Genomic DNA, 18,113 nt, shown 5'->3' with positions numbered 1-18,113 from the left:
GCTTAGTAAGTTTATAAAATCCTGACTTATGCCTTGGTAATAAAGCCTTGAGAGCCTACATCAACGGCTGCTGAGTACTCCATGTGTGTTGGTGTGCGGGGGTTTTTACGTGGGCGAGGCTTTTTAGATTGTTGGGGCTGACCATTGGCAACTTCATGTGTTTCCTGAGCATCTTCCTCAACTACACCCCGATTTTCATATGGTGTTTCTACATCAACAATAATGTCAAGATCTTCAGAAATCATAACCTCATTTTTTGCCTCTTTTACTTCAGCCAGGGCTACTTTCTTGGCTTTCTCCTGTTCGACCATTTCAGCACTTAACTTTTGAGTATCTACCACCTCAAAGTTAAGATATTTTACTTTGCGTGTGCGTTGAGCATGCGTCTCCACCTGTGTGGCGTGGTCACTGCTTAAGGTATTCACTTCAGCAAGCACTTCACGCACCATCACAGAGATTTTTTCTTCTGGCATGGTTGAAATCGTCTTCATCAGAGACTTTTCTTTTGCTGCCTTAATGACCTCAGGAGCTTCTTTTTTCAGCATGGTAATGTCAACAACTTCTTCGCTTTGATGAACCTGTAGGCGTTGGTTGTTGCGATTGTTACCTCTATTTCCTTTGTCACGATCCCCCCGATCCCTACGTTCACCACGATCATTACGGTTGTTGTCATTGCCTTGATTCGTTTCCTTATTATCGCGGTTGTCCTCACGATTGGCACGACTCTCATCACGCTCGCCAGCTTGCTGATTCTGGCGACGCTTGTCATATTGCGCCTTATTGCCGCGATTATTATCGCGACTATTACCACGATTACCATCGCGAGTTTGGGTTTTTTGGTTGAGCTCAGATTTTTGACTTACCGCTTTTGGAGCTTGCTTATCGGTTGAATTGTCTTTTTGCTTTTCAGTGTCTGATTGTTCAGTAAAGAAAAATGCACTGAGCTTCGCCCAGAAACCTTTTTCAGCTGGTTCTTGCTTTGCTTTGGGTGCCTGTGTGACTGTTGGCTTTATGACGGGTGATTGTTCGGATTTTTGCTCGGCGGTGTTTTGCACTTGGTTGTAATTGACTGATTTAAGCGCGGGTTGCTTGGCTTTATCCTGTCTAGGGGCTTTATATAACTCAATATTTTTATTGTCTTCTATTAAATCATAACTTGGGCGACTGGCGGTGTAAGCGTCTCCCCAAATACGTTGTACACTGTAGTGCGGTGATTGCAAATTAGCATTGGGAATAAGGGTTACTTTAGTGCTGGTGCCTTCTTCAATCTGTGACAACTCATCGCGTTTTTCATTCAACAGGAATGTGGCGACATCAATAGGGAGCTGAACACGTAATTCATTAGTTTTCTCTCGAATTGCCTCAGCATGTACGTTGCGCAAGATGGATAAGGCAAGTGAAGGGATTGAGCGAATAAACCCGTGTCCTTCGCAGCGAGGGCACGCGTGCATGACGGACTCTCCCAATGAGGCTTGCAAACGCTGACGCGAAATCTCAACCAGACCAAATTTAGAAATGCGTGTCATCTGGATGCGCGCGCGATCACTAAACAGGGCATCAACCAGCTTCTGCTCAACTGCCTTTTGATTAGGGAAAAATGCCATATCGATGAAGTCAACAACGATTAAGCCGCCTAAATCGCGCAGGCGCAGCTGCCTTGCGATTTCTTCAGCGGCTTCTAAATTTGTCGCTAATGCAGTTTCCTCGATGTTATCCCCTTTGGTCGAGCGTGCAGAGTTGATATCTATTGCTGTTAAGGCTTCGGTGGTGTCAATCACAATAGAACCACCAGAGGGAAGATGAACTTCGCGTTTAAAGGCACTTTCAATTTGCTTTTCAATTTGAAATGCGTTGAAAAGAGGAAGTTCTTTTTTGTAAAGCTGTAAACGTTCAACAAATTGCGGGCGCAGCATGGTAAGCTGGCGCTTTAAGTCTTCATAAGCCTCCTCGTCATCAATAATAATTTCTTTAATGTCGTCTTTTAAGTGATCACGGATGGCGCGAATCGTGATGTCACTTTCTTTGTGGATCAAAAAAGGTGCTTTGCGCTGGTATGAAACGCGTTTGATTGCATCCCACAGGTTGACCAGCGTATCTAAATCGGCCTGAATTTCATCAGCTTGGCGATCAACGCCTGCGGTACGGATAATCACTCCCATGTTTGCAGGAATGGTTAATGAGTCAAATAAGGTTTTAAGTTTTTGACGCTCATCGCCCTCAATGCGACGTGAAATACCGCCAGCACTCGCGTTGTTTGGCATTAAAACCATATAGCAGCCTGCCAGGGTGATGAAGGTGGTTAATGCTGCACCCTTGCTACCACGCTCTTCTTTAGCAATTTGCACAATAAGCTCTTGACCAACCTCCAGTAATTCGTTTAGTGGCGGATTTTGTTCTTTAGTGGCTTTCTTAAAATACTCAGGAGAGATCTCTTTGAAGGGTAAAAATCCATTCTTGTCCTCACCATAGTTAATAAAGATGGCATTTAAGCTTGGCTCAATGCGAGAAATCCTGGCCTTATAGATATTAGCTTTTTTTTGTTCTCTATCGACGCTCTCGATGTCTAAATCCATCAATTGAACATTGTCGACAATAGCAATACGCGTTTCTTCGGTCTGGCGGGCGTTGATCAGCATTTTTTTCATATGTTGTTATCCTTTTAAATAATGATTGTTTAAAAGGTATTACAGGTAAAGCTAAGTGCTGGAATGATGAGTTTGCATGAGATAAATCCCAACCCTGGTTAGTTAAAACCCAAGTCAGGTAAGCTGTTATTGTTATTATTGTTATAAAAACCATCATTATTTATTTGTGTTTTCCATAGTTTTATTTCGCGCCAACGGGTCACCTTACTTGATCATGACGCTCTATAGACTTTTGCTTAAGAGCACGGGTCTAAGTAGATTCACAAATTGGGCACTTAAATTTTTGCCCTAATACCTTTATTTATGCGATTTAACGTGAGATTTTTTCCTAAATGCTGCTCTTAATTTTTTCTCTAAGAGAAGCATTTCCAATGACGTCTGTAAGTCACTGCATTATTAATCCCTCTAAATCATCAGTCACACTGAGCACATAAAATGCGCAATGGGACTAGTTCTTCACAACTGCACAAAAATGCCTTGGGCATTGCTTTTGTGCATATGCAAGTTTTTGTAAGCCATGTGTACACAGGTATTGGGGTGATATATATTGCGTTGGTGCAATCTGTTTTTCCCAATCGATTTACAATAGCCAAAATCCATGTCAAATCAGTTTTTGTTTTGTTAAAAATAGACCCTCACCATGTTTCCGCCCATCGTCACCCTGTGCGAGGTTGCAGGAGTCATTTGAAAGCTGGATTCTCGCCTTCGCGGGCTTGACCACTCCAGAGTGGTCAGGCGGGAATGACAGCATCTATTTTGTTTGGGCGGAAATTTGGTCCTAAGCCTAAAAACATGAAACAAAAGCAGCTGCATTCTAACAAATAGTGCTTGTTAATGAAAGCTAAATTCTTGCGTTGAGCGCGATTAAAAACAAGCTAAAACTTTTGCGCGTAAATGTGGTATGATGCAACGGTTTTTTGGCGTTAGTAACCTGGGAAAGAGTAATGCGTGTTGTTGGCTATGTGTTGTTAGTGATTGTATTTGTCTTGGTATGTGTATTGGCTGTGCTTAATGCGCAGCCTGTGAGCTTCAATTATTTACTGGGCTCATTCAACTTGCCCCTGATTCTATTGCTGCTACTGGTATTTATTGTGGGTCTCACGGTGGGAATGTTGCTTTTACTTTTTTCGAGGGGAAAACGCTGCAATAAGATTAAAAGGGCAACACCGCTGTGATTGTCTTAGGAATTGAAACTTCATGTGATGAAACAGGCATTGCCATTTACGATAGTCGTACCCAGAAGCTATTAGCTAATGAGTTGTATAGTCAAATTGATTTGCATGCACCATATGGTGGAGTTATTCCTGAACTTGCTTCAAGAGATCATGTGGCAAAACTTTTGCCTTTAGCAAAAGCGGCATTAACAGAGGCGAAGCTGTCATTGAAAGCCATTGATGCAATAGCCTACACCGCCATGCCAGGATTGGTTGGTGCGTTGATGGTTGGTGCGGCATTTGCTAAAACCTTAAGCTTTATGCTAGATATCCCTGCCATCGCGATTCACCATCTGGAAGGGCATTTATTAGCCCCGTTACTTAATGAGGAAGATAAGCCTGAATATCCATATATTGCATTATTAATCTCAGGAGGACACACCCAGCTGATTGAGGTGCAGAAGTTTGGCAGTTATGAGCTTCTGGGGGAGTCGATTGATGATGCTGCAGGTGAAGCGTTTGATAAAACAGCAAAGTTGTTAGGTCTTCCATATCCAGGAGGTCCTCATTTAGCCAGGCTTGCAGAGAATGGTCATCTGAGTGAGTTTATATTCCCTCGACCTATGTGTGATCGACCTGGGTTTGATTTTAGCTTTAGTGGTTTAAAGACTGCAGTGCTTAATGCCTGGCAGCTCCTGGAAGACAAGAGTGAGCAGACAAAATCAGATATTGCTTATGCCTTTCAGGAGGCAGTAGTTGATACGATTTCGATCAAATGCAAACGTGCACTGAAACATACTGGGATCAAAAATCTGGTCGTTTCAGGTGGTGTAAGTGCCAATAAGCATCTAAGAGAAACGTTAAGCAGGCTTGCGCTAAAAAATCACTGGCAAGTCTATTATCCCCCATTGAGGTATTGCACAGACAACGGTGCGATGATTGCCGTGGCAGGTGCTTATCGCCTAGAAAATGGCTTTTGTGATAAAGATATGGCGATTGATGTTAAGCCAAGAGCAGCTTTAAATAATGCTTAAGTGGGATAAAAAATTACGTAGCAGTAAGAGAAAATTGGTTGCCAGTTTTGTTTGTAATGATAACATGAGGTTTCGCTAATTTTTTGATTCACAAAAATATGTTGGAAAATGATATGCCACAAACGGTTTCAAGGATGAAGAAGCTTGGAGGTGTTTTGCTCATTGCTGGGACTTCTATTGGGGCGGGGATGCTCGCCATTCCGTATGCCGTGGCTGCTGTCGGGTTCAAGACTGCGCTGATCCTCCTGTTTATTAATTGGATTATCATGTTGGCAACAGCACTTTTGATGGTTGAAGTAAATACACGCCAGCCATTTGGAGCAGATTTAAATACCATGGCATATGCTACCTTAGGGCGATTTGGGCAGGTGGTAAACTGGCTTGCGTACCTGTTGCTGTTATATGCACTAACGACGGCTTACATTGCTATGGGGGGTGGGCTTTTAGATCAATACGTATTTGGGGTAAGTCACTCAGGAGGGTATGGTGCTTTGCTCTTTACCCTGATTCTTGGGGCTATTATTTATTTTGGTACCTCGGCAGTGGATCAGCTTAACAAGTTGTTTTTTGCTTTAAAAGCATTGTGTTTTCTTGGCATTATCGTGGTTATCGTGCCCTACGTGCAAAAAAGTTTATTAAGTGAGGCGAGCATGGGCATTGGCTATGCCTGGTATGCGTTTCCAATTTTGATTACTTCTTTTGGTTTTCATATTGTAATCCCAACAATACGTAATTATTTTAAAAATGACCAGGTGCTAAAGCGTGTCGTGGTAGTGGGAGCTTGTGTCCCTTTTGTTGTTTATACCGTTTGGGTAATGGTCACTTTGGGCGTTATTCCCGTATTAGGAAATTATGGTTTTAAATATTTAATGACTCATGGCATTGATTTGGGAATGGCGTATCATCATTTACTTAATGTTCGAAGTGCTAGTGGGTTTATTATTGGGTTTTCGAATGTTGCTGTCACGACGTCCTTTCTGGGCGTGACTTTGGCGCTGTTTCACTTTAATCAAGACACGTATAAGTTTAAGAAAACGACGCCGTTTCGATTATTAAACTTTGCTATTACCTATCTTCCTCCCCTGATTTTTGCTGTTTTCTTTGTTAATGGTTTTCTTGCAGCTTTGGGATATGCGAGTATCTTTGTGTGTGTTTTGCTAATTATATTGCCTGCATGTATGACATGGTCTTTGCGGTGTAAAGAGGCGCGCAATACGCTAATAAGCAAATTATATTTATTGATATTAATGTTCACTGGGACACTGATTATCGTGTTGCAATTATGTAGTAGTTCTGGTCTTTTAACGATCCTGGCATGATTTTTCTTGAACTTAAGCGAAAGTTTGGTCATAATCCGCGCGGTGAGTTTGCCTCTAGAGTATTTTCTACTACAAAGTTAAGTAATACAAACCTTCGCAATGTTGATATTTTCGAGCTATCTCGTGGCTTCGCACTGCGAGCTCTTTCCTTGAGTGGACAGCTAAAAAGATGGTGCTTATTTTCATCCTTACATCAAGTATAAAATATTGGAGTATTAAGGGAATCCATGTCAGAAGATAACCAGATAAGTTATGAGGAGCTTGCTGCAGTAGCAGAGAGATTAAATCAGGAAGGGCGTAAAGTTACACTCGAATATGTGCGCAGAGAACTAAGAAGGGGTACCCATGCACAAATTGCCGTTTTGCTAGGGAAATGGCAGAAAGAAAATCCTCATTTAAGCAACGAAGTAAAGCCAAAGTTCAGATCCACTGAAACAAGAGCTGAAACGAGTTATGGGGCTGGCAGCAATAACAAACTGCGAAGACCAGATATCAGCAGTTTCAAGTCGAGAAAGTTGCAGCGTAATTGCACACAGGAGTCCTCAGTTCAGAATGGTCATAAGAAACCATATTCAAGAACGCAATTTATAGGCAATAGCAATTCAGATGAATCCTATGCAGCGATTGCCCCACGAGAGCCATTGACCTTGGAGCGCTTACAACAAGAAACTGAAATAATTCAAAAATTATTTCAGGCACTTGCAGCTATAAGAAGTTCAAGATTGGAGGCCTTGGAGCAGTACCAAAGTGCGCAAAGTGAATTATTCACGACTCGTATGGATTGTGATCAAAAAGTCAGGGAGTTTCAAAAGCGTGCAAGTGAAAAGCTTCTGGGATTACAAACGGAATTTAGTCGCTTAAAAACCATTTCCGAACAAGAGATTATTGCTATTCGCCGCAAGCTTAGCCTATAATAACGCCCGCTAAGTTGGTCAGGCAGTCGCATCTGACCACTAAGTTTATGGTTTAGAATGAAAACTTTAGTGTGAGTTTAGGCAGGATGGTCTCAGCTAAATGTTTTTGAGCCTGGGACTTAGTGGTCAGATGAGGAAAGTCCGGGCTTCATAGAGCAAGGTGCCAGGTAACTCCTGGGAGGTGTGAGCTTACGGAAAGTGCAACAGAGAATAGACCGCCAATGTATGTTTTCATACAGGTAAGGGTGAAAAGGTGCGGTAAGAGCGCACCGCGCTTTTGGTAACAAAAGTGGCATGGCAAACCCCATCTGAAGCAAAGCCAAATAGGATTGTAATAGTGTGGCTCGCACTGCAATCGGGTAGGCTGCTTGAGTATTGTGGCGACATAATATCTAGATAAATGACTGTCCACGACAGAACCCGGCTTATCGACTGACTTAGCCTTTTGATATTTTGGCTGTGATTGCTTCCTGCCTGTTTTAAAGTGTGAGTTAATCAGTGTGGGTGTGATAGTGTTCGCTCATCCCCCACACCCACACTTTGGCAAATATTTTGTCCTAAGCCGATATTTCGCATTATATATTCAAGCGATTATTGCCATACTTTCACTGGGGTTTTGAGAAGTTTTTCGTTATGCTTAATCCCAGTGGTTTCTCCAGTTAATAAAGATACGACGATTATTGATTTAGGAATGGGTAAGTAGCGATGGTGCAAGTAACGGACAGATATGCCTTGACCAAAGAGGGGCTCATAGATTTTCAAAAATGGTTGGCTTTACTCGAAGGTTTTTACCCAAAAAACAGACTGGCAACGATTGCTGTAGCTCTTGATATATTAGCGCAATACGGCGTTGATGAGCCTTCTGTGCACGGTGGTACGTGTTTTGATTATGGTATTGAAATGGCAGCCGTATTATTTGATCTGCAGGCGGATGAAGATTCAGTGGCAGCGGCCTTGCTGTTTGAGTTGCATTACAACCAAAAAACGCCATCTGAGCTTATTGCTAAACAATGTGGTGAAGGGGTATTAAAAATTTTAGATGGTGCGAAGGCCATGTCTGCAGTACGTGCTTTGCAAAACGCCAAACCTAATCAGTCGCAAATTGACACATTTCGCAAAATGTTACTAACGATTGTCGAAGACGTGCGTATTGTTTTGGTGAAATTGGCTGATAGAGTCTGTACAATGCGAGCAGCTAAAAATTGGACGGAAAGCTACAAGCAAACGATTGCCAAAGAAATTCTAGAAATTTATGCGCCACTAGCCAATCGCTTAGGACTGGCTAAAACCAAGTGGGAGCTTGAAGACCGTGCGTTTGCCTGTCTCTATCCTGTTGAGTATAAAAAAATCGCGAGAGGACTTAAAAAGAAACGCCTTGAACGTGAGGCGTATATTCAAAATGCGATAGACACGCTAGCGGGTGCGCTTAAAAAAGAAAATATCCAATTTGAGCTAAGTGGCAGAGTTAAGCATATCTATAGTATCTGGCGGAAGCTTAGAAAAAAAGAGCGCTCTTTGGATGAGCTCTATGACATCAGAGCCTTACGCGTTTTAGTAGACTCAGTTGATGAGTGTTATGGTGCGTTAAGTATTGTTAATCAATTGTGGGAACCCATTTCCAGTGAATTTGCTGATTATATTGCCACGCCCAAGCCAAATGGTTATCGATCGGTACATACGGTAGTTTATGGTCCTGAGCATTTAACCCTTGAAGTGCAGATCAGAACGCATGGAATGCACAATGAGTCTGAAATGGGCGTCGCCGCTCATTGGCGCTACAAAGAGGGGGTTAAACATGATCCAAGCTACGAAGCCCGAGTCAACTGGCTGCGTTCATTATTAGATTGGGAGAGTGAGCTTGCTAATGAAATCAATAGTGATGAGCTGAAAAAAGAAATTACCATCAATCGTGTATATATATTTACGCCTCATGGTGACGTCATTGATCTTGAGTCAGGGTCAACTGTGCTTGATTTTGCGTATATGGTGCATACGATGATCGGGCACAGGACTAAAGGTGCTAAGATCAATGGTAAAATAGTGCCCTTAACGACGAAGCTTGCAACGGGTGATAAGGTTGAAATATTAACGCACAAAGAACCCAGTCCGAGCATGGATTGGGCAAATGCAGGCAGTGGCTTTATTCATTCAGCCAAAATTCGTGCACGTGTCGCACGCTGGTTTAAGCAGCAAAATAAAGAGCAAAATGCGCTTTTAGGGCGTGAACGTCTCTTAGATGAGCTTAAAACTCATCGTCTTAAGTCAATCGATTACAGTGAAGTTGCCTCACACTTTAATATGGCGGATGAAGAAACTTTATATGCAGGTATTGAAACGGGAGCCTTACGTTTTAATCAGGTGATCAACTATATCGTTGAACACTATAATCTGGTTGATAAAGCAATACAGGAAGATAAAACGAATAAGCTTGCCAGTATCACGCACAATTTGCATGAAAATATTCGTAAAACTGATTTAACCATTTATGGAGTGGATAACCTGCTATCGCATATGGCAGGCTGCTGCAAACCTGTGCAAGGCGATGACATTGGAGGCTATTTAACGCATGGCAGAGGGGTCACTGTGCATAGATCCGTGTGTCCAAATTTTTTACGTTTAAGCTTAAGCTTGCCCGAGCGTGTGCTGGATGTACAATGGGGTAAGAAAGATCTAAGGCGCTATCAGGTCGATTTGTTGCTTATTTGTAGTGACGTTGACAAAGCAGTGCATGAAGTAACCAGTATTTTAACGAGTGAGAAAATTACGATTGCGGCACTGCAGCCTTCACAATCAGAAAAGTATAAAACGATTAAGTTGAGTCTCATTCTTAGCGATATGCAAACACTTGAAACGTTGGCCAAAAAAATGAGTGCGACTGCTTATGTTGAGAATGTGGCGCGTGTGGTTGCTTAGGAAGTTCAGGTTTAATAAGAGAACGAGATTTTTAAAATTTACCTTAGAGTACAAGATTATGTATTCCCACGCTGAAGCATGGGAATCAGCTTTTGGTTGACTTTATTTATTCTGGCGCCCTAAGACTACCCATTTGTTTGGTAGTAGGGCGGATAAACCTAAGGCGCATCCACCTGTTTGCTCTTCTCATCGCGAGGCAGGTTATTAAGTTGGAATTCCCTAACACTCAATGGTGTTTGACAATCACTTGTTTATGATTAAACGCTAAACCAAGCTTCAATATGCGCTTTACTTGAGATTGAGATGTTAGCTCAGTGCTGTAATTTTTAGCATCAATCTGGCTTAGCGCTTGCCTGGCAAGTTTGTCTAAGTTTTCACTGCCATCTTCCCTGGCATGCTTAAATTCCATCACTATGCCTAAATCGTGCTTTTGATTATTGGCTAAGGGATAAAGTAGCACATCGGGATAACCATCTCCCGATTCATGATTGGAGTGGATAATATGAGTTGATCTTAGGGAGGCGATTAAGCCCAACACCAGTCCATGATAAAACTTCTCGGCGGTATAGCCTGTGTCTCTGACACTTAAGGCTTCAGTGAGGTAAGTATTTAATTGTTCGCTGAACTTCTCCACCTTGCCTTCAACCAGATTATTTAAAAACGATTGATATTGCACACCGATGCGATTGTTTAACCAGATCTTGAAGTAGTAATTTAGCAGATGCACAATTTCGATATTGGGCAGACGCACCGTGCATTCATACAATAACTCATCGGTTCTTCTTGCGGTTTCTGCCGTTAGATAGCCTGCAAACAGCAACAAACTCCATAAACTGCTCGATTGAATATCCAGCGTGTCATAGGTCACATGGCGATCGATAATGACTTCTGCCGTCTTATATTCCATCAATTGTGTCACCGCAGGATGCACATCTTCACGGAATTTCAGCAGCAGGGTTTCAATCATCTTGTTATTTGAGGTATGCACCCAATAGTCATCAAATTTTCCCTTTTTATGCAGACAATTCAAAATCGACCAGGGGTTGTAAATGGCAAGTCCTGATGGACATGTTTAGCGTCTTGCCAAAGCGCCTGGGGCGCGTGATTAATATCACTTTACTGGTATCTTCGATTATATCCCTGATAAGCAGGCTTTTATCAACAAAAACCGCGTTTTCAGTGATGAGTTCGGCAAAGTTTGAGCTGCCGATATAGATTTTCTTAGCCATGAGTGCGTTTATATAACAGTAGAAGATTTAGGCTATGGTATAGCGCCTGGAGGGAAATTGCCAGCGTATTCAGATAATACCTCATCTTTTTAGGCTTAGTGTAAAGCAGCAGTAATCTACCCATCGTAAACCATCTGACTTGATCACTTAGGGAGTGCCTGACTACTCTAGAGTAGTCAGGTTGGTAGTGGCTTTGCCATTGCATTTTTCGCGAGCATAATGGAGCACTGTTGAAGTGCTTGTTGTACTAGATTTTTGATTTAAAACCACGTAGACTCTGCCGCAGTTCTTCAGGGCGGGGTGAAATTCCCCACCGGTGGTAATTCTTGAAATAAAAAACAGGAAAGCCCACGAGCGCTTTTGTGTCAACGCAAAAGGTCAGCAGATCTGGTGAAATTCCAGAGCCGACGGTTATAGTCCGGATGAAAGAAGAAATAAGAATGATTTATGTACATATGTCATTTAAGAAGTTAATGCTGAATTTTAAATGTCAAATTTTGAATTTATGCTTAATGTCTTAAATTTTCATGTGGTTATTTCTTTTGTCTCGCCCTGATAATAGATGAAACCTGAGGGCATTTTTTATGTTTCAAGCAGATCGTTTTTATATGAGTCAGGCGCTTGTGCTTGCCAGGCGTGGACGCTTAAGTGTTTCTCCAAATCCCATGGTAGGCTGTGTTATTGTTAAAAATGGACAGATTATCGGTGAGGGCTGGCATCGATTTGCAGGCGATAAACACGCTGAGATTCACGCCTTAGATCAAGCGGGGGAAAATGCAAAAAATGCAAGCGTTTATGTAACGCTTGAGCCATGTTGTCATTTTGGGAAAACTGGACCGTGCACAGATGCTCTAATAAAGGCGCAAGTTGTTAAAGTCGTTGTTGCCACCTTAGATCCAAATCCTGAAGTTTCAGGCAAGGGAGTTAAACGCCTGCAAGACGCGGGCATTGTAGTAGAGCTTGGTTTAATGCAACAGGAAGCAATAAGCTTAAATAAAATTTTCTTTCATTATCATCAGACACATTTGCCCTATGTTATTGCTAAATGGGGAATGTCACTGGATGGTCATATGACAACGCATCTTAATGACAGTAAGCAAATTACCGATCAAGCCTCAAAACGCGAGGTGCATAATCTACGCAATCAGGTCGATGCAATTATCGTTGGTCGCAAGACTGTCGTGGCTGATAATCCAAAACTTATGGTGCGTATGACAGACAGTCAAATGATTAAACATCCCTCGCGTGTGGTGTTGTCAAAAACGGCAGATTTACCACTTAATGCAGTGCTTTTCAATGACAAAACGGCTAAAACAATTGTGTTTACCAGTCATCTTGCCGACAAACAAACGCTCTATGCACTACAAGATAAAGGGGTTGAGTGCATTGAGGTTGCGTTAAACAAAGATCATGAGCTTGACTTACATGAAGTTTTGATTGTGCTTGCTGCCAAAGAGATTAGCAGTGTTTTAGTTGAGGGTGGACAAACCTTGCTTAACGCCTTTTTTAGCGCAAATCTTGTGAATGAAGTGCAAGCCTATATTGCGCCCGTGATTATCTGTGAATTTAGACAGAAAGTAGTCGTTAATATTAAAGAAATGGGCTTTCTGAAAGCTGATTATTATTGTATAGCGGAGATGGAGTAATCAATGTTCAGTGGTATTGTTCAAGAAGTTGCAGAAGTTGTGTTTGCTTTTGGGGGTGAGGTGATGACTTTAGTCATTCACTCACAACAACTTAAAGACTGTAAAATCGGAGATAGCATTGCTATTAATGGTGTGTGTTTAACTGTAGTCGCACTGGATAAGTCGCAAGATTTAGTGAGTTTTGAAGCAGTAGCAGAAACCTTGCGTAAAACTAATTTAAGCAGGCTTAGAATGGGGAGCTTAGTAAATTTAGAATTGTCATTACGCTTAAATGACTTTGTCGGTGGACATATGGTGCAGGGGCACGTGGATGGTATTGGCGTGATAAAACGGATCATTCACGAGGGAGATGCCTGGCTTGTAGCCATTAATGCGCCCAAAGAAATTTTACACTATTTGGTCAATAAAGGCTTTGTGACTATCGATGGTATGAGTATCACCGTGATTGAAGTCAAAAATGGCTATTTTACGGTAACCTTTATCCCGCACACCATTGAGTCTACGGTTGTTAAACATTATCAAGTGGGCACAAGTGTCAATCTGGAAGCCGATCCAATTGGCAAGCATATTTATCGTTATATGGAGAAAATGCAAAGTGTTTCAAAAAATTAAACAGCGTGTAGAAACAACGGTTAGTGCCTTAAAGCAAGGTAAAAGCATCATTGTGACTGATGATGAGAATCGCGAAAATGAAGGGGATTTGATTTTCCCAGGACAATTGGCAAATCCTGAAAATATTAATTTAATGCTGCAAAATGCCAGTGGTATTATTTGTTTAGCCATGTCCAAAGCACATGCTAAACGTTTGCAATTAACCCCTATGGTGCCAGCAGATTTAAATACCAGCCAGTTTACCACACCTTTTACTGTGACCATTGAGGCAAAAGAGGGGGTAACAACGGGGGTGTCTGCCAAAGATCGTGCGCATACGATTCAAGTGGCGTCAAACCCCAATGTAACGCCAGGTGAGATTAGTCGCCCTGGACATATTTTCCCCTTGATCGCCAATGATTATGGTGTCTTGGGACGCCAAGGGCACACCGAGGCAAGTGTTGATCTGGTTAAAATGGCAGGCTTTCATCCTGCGGCTGTTTTATGTGAGCTCATGAACAAAGATGGCACTATGATGAAGGGCGAGGAAATTGCGCACTTTGCGCTAACGCATGATTTGCCTGTTTTAAGCATTGAGGAGCTTAGGCTATATCGCCTGGCAACTGAGAAGGTAATAAAAAAAGCAGTAAGCACGGTTATCCCGCTTTATGCGTATGGAGAGCTTGAAATGACCGTTTTTGTTGATCCTGTAACAAAGGCTGAGATTAAGGTCTTAAGTAAAGACATCAACGCCAATCCTTTGGTGCGTATTCATTCATCGTGTATTACAGGGGATTTGTTTGGCTCATTGAAATGCGATTGCCAGTCACAATTGCATCACGCCTTGCACGAAATTTCAGAGCATGGTGGGGTGTTAATTTATCTTGATCAGGAAGGCAGAAACATTGGTTTAATCAATAAGCTTAAGGCGTATGAGCTGCAACGCACACAAAAACTTGACACGATAGACGCTAATGAAGCACTGAACTTGCCCGTGGATAATCGCGGTTATGATCATGCCGTACAAATATTAAAGTATTATGGCGTTGAGAAGTGCCAGCTATTGTCCAACAATCCTAAGAAGGTTCAGGCCTTGCAAAACGCAGGCATTGCGGTCGAAGTACTGGTATCAGAGTCTCTCATTCACGCACACAATAAACATTATTTACAAACCAAAAAACAACGACTTAAACACACGATTAAAGGAGTATGAACATGCCAAAGATTGCCATTGTGGTGAGTGAATTTAATGCGCTTATCACCGATAAATTGTTGGAGGGTGCTTTAGAAGAAGCCGTCGCTCAAGGGATTAAAACACCTAAGGTGTATAAAGTGCCAGGGGCTGTGGAGTTGCCATTTGCCGCAAAACAGCTCGCTAAAACCAAAAAATATGATGCAATTGTGCTTTTAGGATGCGTTATTCGTGGGCAGACAGATCATTATGATTACGTGTGCATGCAGGTTTCACAAGGCACGCAAGAGGTAATGCTAAGCTATGATTTGCCAGTGATCTTTGGCGTGCTAACAACGCATGATAAGGAGCAGGCACTGGCGCGCGTAGGCGGAGAGAAAGGGCATAAGGGGAAATACGCACTGAAAGCAGCGCTGGATATGATTAAGTTACAAAAAGAGATTGGCAGGTAATTATTTCTGCCTGAACTCTATCTATTTTTAATGAAGCGCTTTATCCTTGGCGGCAAATATTAAATTTGCGAAAACATTATGCCATTTACATCCCTTGGGCTTAGTACCCCGATTTTAGAAGCACTTTCACAGCAAGGTTACTCCGAGCCATCTCCTATTCAACAACAAGCCATTCCCGTTATTTTGCAAGGTCGAGATATTCTGGCGGCAGCGCAAACAGGCACGGGTAAAACAGCAGCGTTTAGTTTGCCAATTGTCGAAATGTTAATCAATTCACCGCAAGCGGGAGCAAATCAAACCCATGCGTTGATTCTTACGCCAACGCGAGAGCTTGCTGCACAAGTTCAAGAGAGTATTCAAGCGTACAGTAAGCATACTCATTTGCGTTCCGCTGTGGTGTTTGGGGGCGTGAAAATCAACCCGCAGATGATGAAGCTGCGCAAAGGCGCTGATATTCTTGTTGCTACACCTGGAAGACTCTTGGATCTTTATCAGCAAAATGCGATTCGTTTTGATCGCTTAAAGTTTTTAGTATTAGATGAAGCGGATCGAATGTTGGATATGGGCTTTATTCATGATATTAAAAAGATCCTAAAGTTATTACCCAGTAAACGTCAAAATTTAATGTTCTCAGCGACATTTTCTGATGAGATCAGAAAGCTTGCCAAGGAAATTGTCCATAATCCTCTGGAAATTTCAGTTAGCCCGCCAAACCAGACAACTGCCCAGGTAAAACATTGGATTTCGCCAGTAGATAAAAAGCAAAAAACGGCGTTGCTGATCAAGCTTATCAAGGAACAAGCCTGGAGTCAGGTACTTGTTTTTTCGCGTACCAAACATGGGGCTAATCATTTATCTGGTAAGCTTCTGCAGGCAGGTATTCATAGTGCGGCAATTCATGGCAACAAAAGCCAGGGTGCGCGCACGAAAGCATTGGCTGATTTTAAAAGTAATGCGCTGCAGGTATTGGTTGCGACAGACATTGCTGCGCGTGGTCTTGATATTGACCAGTTGCCACAGGTGGTGAATTTTGACTTACCTAGTGTGCCTGAGGACTATGTCCATCGCATTGGTCGAACGGGAAGAGCTGGAGCTACTGGGGAGGCAATTTCATTAGTCAGTGCCGATGAATTTAAACAATTGGCGGATATTGAACGCTTGTTGAAGAAACCATTAGAGCGAGTAATTATTGATGGGTTTGATCCCGTGCATAACTTGCCTGAATCTAATGTTCATAACTATAAACACGCACAGAAAATAAGCCCGAAAAAACCCAAAATAGAACATCGCGATGGTCAAAAACCAACGAGAAATCATAATGCAGCACGCAAGGTGCGCTCTTAAGCTATATACCCATCGCAAACAGTACAGACAGCAGTAAAAGAGGGTATTAAAATGGATAGAATGGATCATGTTGCCCTAGTGGTGAAAAACTTGGATGAAACGGTAAAATGGTATTTATCGCATTTTAATGCCAGGCTCATTTATCAGGATGATACTTGGGCAATGGTTGAATTTGCCAATGTCAAACTTGCCTTTGTCATGTCACATCAACACCCTGCACACATTGCCTTTAGCTCCGATAAAGCTGAAAGTTATGGTAAATTAAACCAACATCGTGATGGTAGCTTATCGTGCTATGCCAAAGACCCCTCGGGAAATATCGTTGAATTTATTAAGCCTTGAGCAAAATTAATATTGCTCTTTGCCCCCAAAAACACTAAAATCTCAACGCTTTTTTTGTAAAGCACTTTTCTTGAAAAAATAACAAAAAGTCAAGCGGTGAAAGCCAGCTTGAGTAATCGGAGAATAATATGTTCGCAATTATTAAAAGTGGCGGCAAACAGCATAAAGCCAAAGAAGGGGCTGTGCTTAAGCTAGAGAAAATCGAAAAAGGCATTGGTGAAAGCGTTGAATTTACCGAGGTTTTGATGCTGCAAAATGGTGATGAAATCAAAGTAGGCAGCCCTGTTGTTGAAGGCGCTAAGGTGGTTGCTGAAGTCATTGAGCAGGGTCGTCATAAGAAAATACAAATTATTAAGTTTCGTCGCCGTAAGCACAGCATGAAACGTCAAGGGCATCGCCAGTATTATACGGCGGTTAAAATTACAGCAATTCAAGGTTAATCTAAGAAGGAGTAAAACATGGCTCATAAGAAAGCAGGCGGTAGTACTCGTAACGGTCGCGACTCGAATCCCAAGTACCTGGGTGTTAAGCGCTACGGTGGTGAAACAGTGAAAGCTGGAAGCATTATCGTGCGTCAACGTGGTACAAAATTCCATCCAGGCGTCAACGTAGGTTGTGGACGTGATCACACCTTGTTTGCAAAGTCAGATGGTGTTGTTAAGTTCCATGTCAGTGGACCTTTAAATCGTCAATTCGTTTCGATTGAAGCGGTTGCTGGTAACGCTTAATTGATTGATCAGTGACTTTTGTTAAAGATGAAAGGGGCGCCAATGGCGCCTTTTTTGTTTGTCGATGAACGGTGGTAACGCCAAGTAGCAACTTAAAAATACCAGTGTATGAAAACAGATATTTTTGATTACGAATTGCCTGAAGGATTAATCGCGCGCTACCCTGCTAAAGAGCGTGATCAAAGCAGGCTTCTTGTGCTTAATCGCAAAACAAGTGAACTCAGTAACCACATTTTCAGTGAAATTATTCATTATATTCAGCCTGGGGACTTAGTCGTTTTTAATAATTCTCGTGTCATGGCAGCGCGTCTTTTTGGACAAAAAGACTCAGGAGCTAAACTTGAATTTCTCATTGAGAAAATACTCGATGATCAAAGCTGTATTAGTCATATTCGCGCTAATAGGGCACCAAAACTAGGTTCAATCATAGAGATGGCCGATGCCGGGGCAGAAGTCGTGGATAAAAAAGATGGTCTGTACCGTCTTAAACTTATTGAGGGGAATGTCTGGCAGCTCATGGCTGATCATGGTCATATGCCTTTGCCTCCCTANTCAGGACATGTGTTAAGGTTCGTGCGCTGAGCCGCCACTTCAGATAGGAAATGATTTT

17 protein-coding genes, 1 other RNA gene and 1 riboswitch are annotated in these 18,113 nt (G+C 42.2%); of the genes, 15 read left to right on the top strand and 3 right to left on the bottom strand.

The genetic code is table 11. The features are described from left to right. Positions 1–26 precede the first annotated feature (26 nt). Positions 27–2,645 carry an Rne/Rng family ribonuclease gene (locus CU053_RS05995; RefSeq protein WP_100551152.1) on the bottom strand — a complete coding sequence of 873 codons (2,619 nt, stop codon included), beginning with the start codon at positions 2,643–2,645 and terminating at the stop codon, positions 27–29. A 944-nt stretch (positions 2,646–3,589) separates the two neighbouring features. Between CU053_RS05995 and CU053_RS06675 the strand changes: the two genes are divergently transcribed. From CU053_RS06675 to CU053_RS05965, 6 genes are all read left to right on the top strand, one after another. Further along, on the top strand, positions 3,590–3,820 hold the full coding sequence (locus tag CU053_RS06675; protein WP_100551151.1) for a LapA family protein: 231 nt from the start codon (positions 3,590–3,592) through the stop codon (positions 3,818–3,820). Next, positions 3,817–4,833, top strand: coding sequence for a tRNA (adenosine(37)-N6)-threonylcarbamoyltransferase complex transferase subunit TsaD (tsaD, locus tag CU053_RS05985; RefSeq protein WP_100551150.1), 1,017 nt, complete (start codon positions 3,817–3,819; stop codon positions 4,831–4,833). Before CU053_RS06675 ends, tsaD begins: the two co-directional genes overlap by 4 nt. 98 nt (positions 4,834–4,931) lie before the next feature. Then, positions 4,932–6,152, top strand: a complete 1,221-nt coding sequence (locus CU053_RS05980) for an amino acid permease (RefSeq protein ID WP_100551149.1) — start codon at positions 4,932–4,934, stop codon at positions 6,150–6,152. Between the two features lie 227 nt (positions 6,153–6,379). After that, positions 6,380–7,066, top strand: a complete 687-nt coding sequence (locus tag CU053_RS05975; RefSeq protein ID WP_100551148.1) for a DNA-binding protein — start codon at positions 6,380–6,382, stop codon at positions 7,064–7,066. A gap of 10 nt (positions 7,067–7,076) precedes the next feature. Further along, positions 7,077–7,510, top strand: an RNA gene (gene rnpB / locus CU053_RS05970) — RNase P RNA component class A. Between the two features lie 261 nt (positions 7,511–7,771). Next, positions 7,772–9,979 carry a RelA/SpoT family protein gene (locus CU053_RS05965; RefSeq protein ID WP_100551147.1) on the top strand — a complete coding sequence of 736 codons (2,208 nt, stop codon included), beginning with the start codon at positions 7,772–7,774 and terminating at the stop codon, positions 9,977–9,979. Between the two features lie 226 nt (positions 9,980–10,205). Here CU053_RS05965 and CU053_RS05960 read toward each other — a convergent pair whose 3' ends face one another. Together CU053_RS05960 and CU053_RS05955 are read right to left on the bottom strand one after the other, a co-directional pair. Continuing rightward, a complete protein-coding gene (locus tag CU053_RS05960) occupies positions 10,206–10,946 on the bottom strand; it encodes a PD-(D/E)XK nuclease domain-containing protein (protein ID WP_158107037.1) in 741 nt (246 codons plus the stop codon). Positions 10,947–10,992: 46 nt separating this feature from the next. After that, positions 10,993–11,208: an AAA family ATPase gene (locus CU053_RS05955; RefSeq protein ID WP_100551145.1), complete on the bottom strand. Its 216-nt coding sequence runs from the start codon at positions 11,206–11,208 to the stop codon at positions 10,993–10,995. A 282-nt stretch (positions 11,209–11,490) separates the two neighbouring features. Then, positions 11,491–11,646: riboswitch (FMN riboswitch) on the top strand. 146 nt (positions 11,647–11,792) lie between these two features. Here CU053_RS05955 and ribD point away from each other — a divergent pair. The 9 genes from ribD to CU053_RS05910 all read left to right on the top strand — a co-directional run bounded on the left by ribD (position 11,793) and on the right by CU053_RS05910 (position 18,085). Then, positions 11,793–12,854 carry a bifunctional diaminohydroxyphosphoribosylaminopyrimidine deaminase/5-amino-6-(5-phosphoribosylamino)uracil reductase RibD gene (ribD, locus tag CU053_RS05950; RefSeq protein ID WP_100551144.1) on the top strand — a complete coding sequence of 354 codons (1,062 nt, stop codon included), beginning with the start codon at positions 11,793–11,795 and terminating at the stop codon, positions 12,852–12,854. Between the two features lie 3 nt (positions 12,855–12,857). Further along, positions 12,858–13,466, top strand: coding sequence for a riboflavin synthase (locus CU053_RS05945; protein ID WP_100551143.1), 609 nt, complete (start codon positions 12,858–12,860; stop codon positions 13,464–13,466). Next, positions 13,450–14,658: a 3,4-dihydroxy-2-butanone-4-phosphate synthase gene (ribB, locus tag CU053_RS05940; RefSeq protein ID WP_100551142.1), complete on the top strand. Its 1,209-nt coding sequence runs from the start codon at positions 13,450–13,452 to the stop codon at positions 14,656–14,658. Before CU053_RS05945 ends, ribB begins: the two co-directional genes overlap by 17 nt. A gap of 2 nt (positions 14,659–14,660) precedes the next feature. Continuing rightward, positions 14,661–15,089 carry a 6,7-dimethyl-8-ribityllumazine synthase gene (ribH, locus tag CU053_RS05935; protein WP_100551141.1) on the top strand — a complete coding sequence of 143 codons (429 nt, stop codon included), beginning with the start codon at positions 14,661–14,663 and terminating at the stop codon, positions 15,087–15,089. Positions 15,090–15,167: 78 nt separating this feature from the next. Continuing rightward, positions 15,168–16,433: a DEAD/DEAH box helicase gene (locus CU053_RS05930; RefSeq protein ID WP_100551140.1), complete on the top strand. Its 1,266-nt coding sequence runs from the start codon at positions 15,168–15,170 to the stop codon at positions 16,431–16,433. A gap of 51 nt (positions 16,434–16,484) precedes the next feature. Next, on the top strand, positions 16,485–16,775 hold the full coding sequence (locus CU053_RS05925; protein WP_100551139.1) for a VOC family protein: 291 nt from the start codon (positions 16,485–16,487) through the stop codon (positions 16,773–16,775). 128 nt (positions 16,776–16,903) lie between these two features. Next, the gene (gene rplU / locus CU053_RS05920; protein WP_100551138.1) at positions 16,904–17,215 is read left to right on the top strand and encodes a 50S ribosomal protein L21; all 312 of its coding nucleotides are present in this window, start codon (positions 16,904–16,906) and stop codon (positions 17,213–17,215) included. Between the two features lie 18 nt (positions 17,216–17,233). Beyond that, entirely contained in the window at positions 17,234–17,503 is a 270-nt protein-coding gene (gene rpmA, locus CU053_RS05915) for a 50S ribosomal protein L27 (protein ID WP_100551137.1), read from the top strand. Positions 17,504–17,611: 108 nt separating this feature from the next. Then, positions 17,612–18,085 carry an S-adenosylmethionine:tRNA ribosyltransferase-isomerase gene (locus CU053_RS05910; RefSeq protein WP_100551136.1) on the top strand — a complete coding sequence of 158 codons (474 nt, stop codon included), beginning with the start codon at positions 17,612–17,614 and terminating at the stop codon, positions 18,083–18,085. Positions 18,086–18,113: the final 28 nt, after the last annotated feature.

Origin of the sequence: Caedibacter taeniospiralis (assembly GCF_002803295.2) — a bacterium.
Classification (GTDB): Bacteria; Pseudomonadota; Gammaproteobacteria; order Francisellales; family Francisellaceae; genus Caedibacter; species Caedibacter taeniospiralis.
The sequence above is the reverse complement of the archived record's forward strand: the minus strand, read 5'-3'. Positions and strand labels throughout refer to the sequence as shown.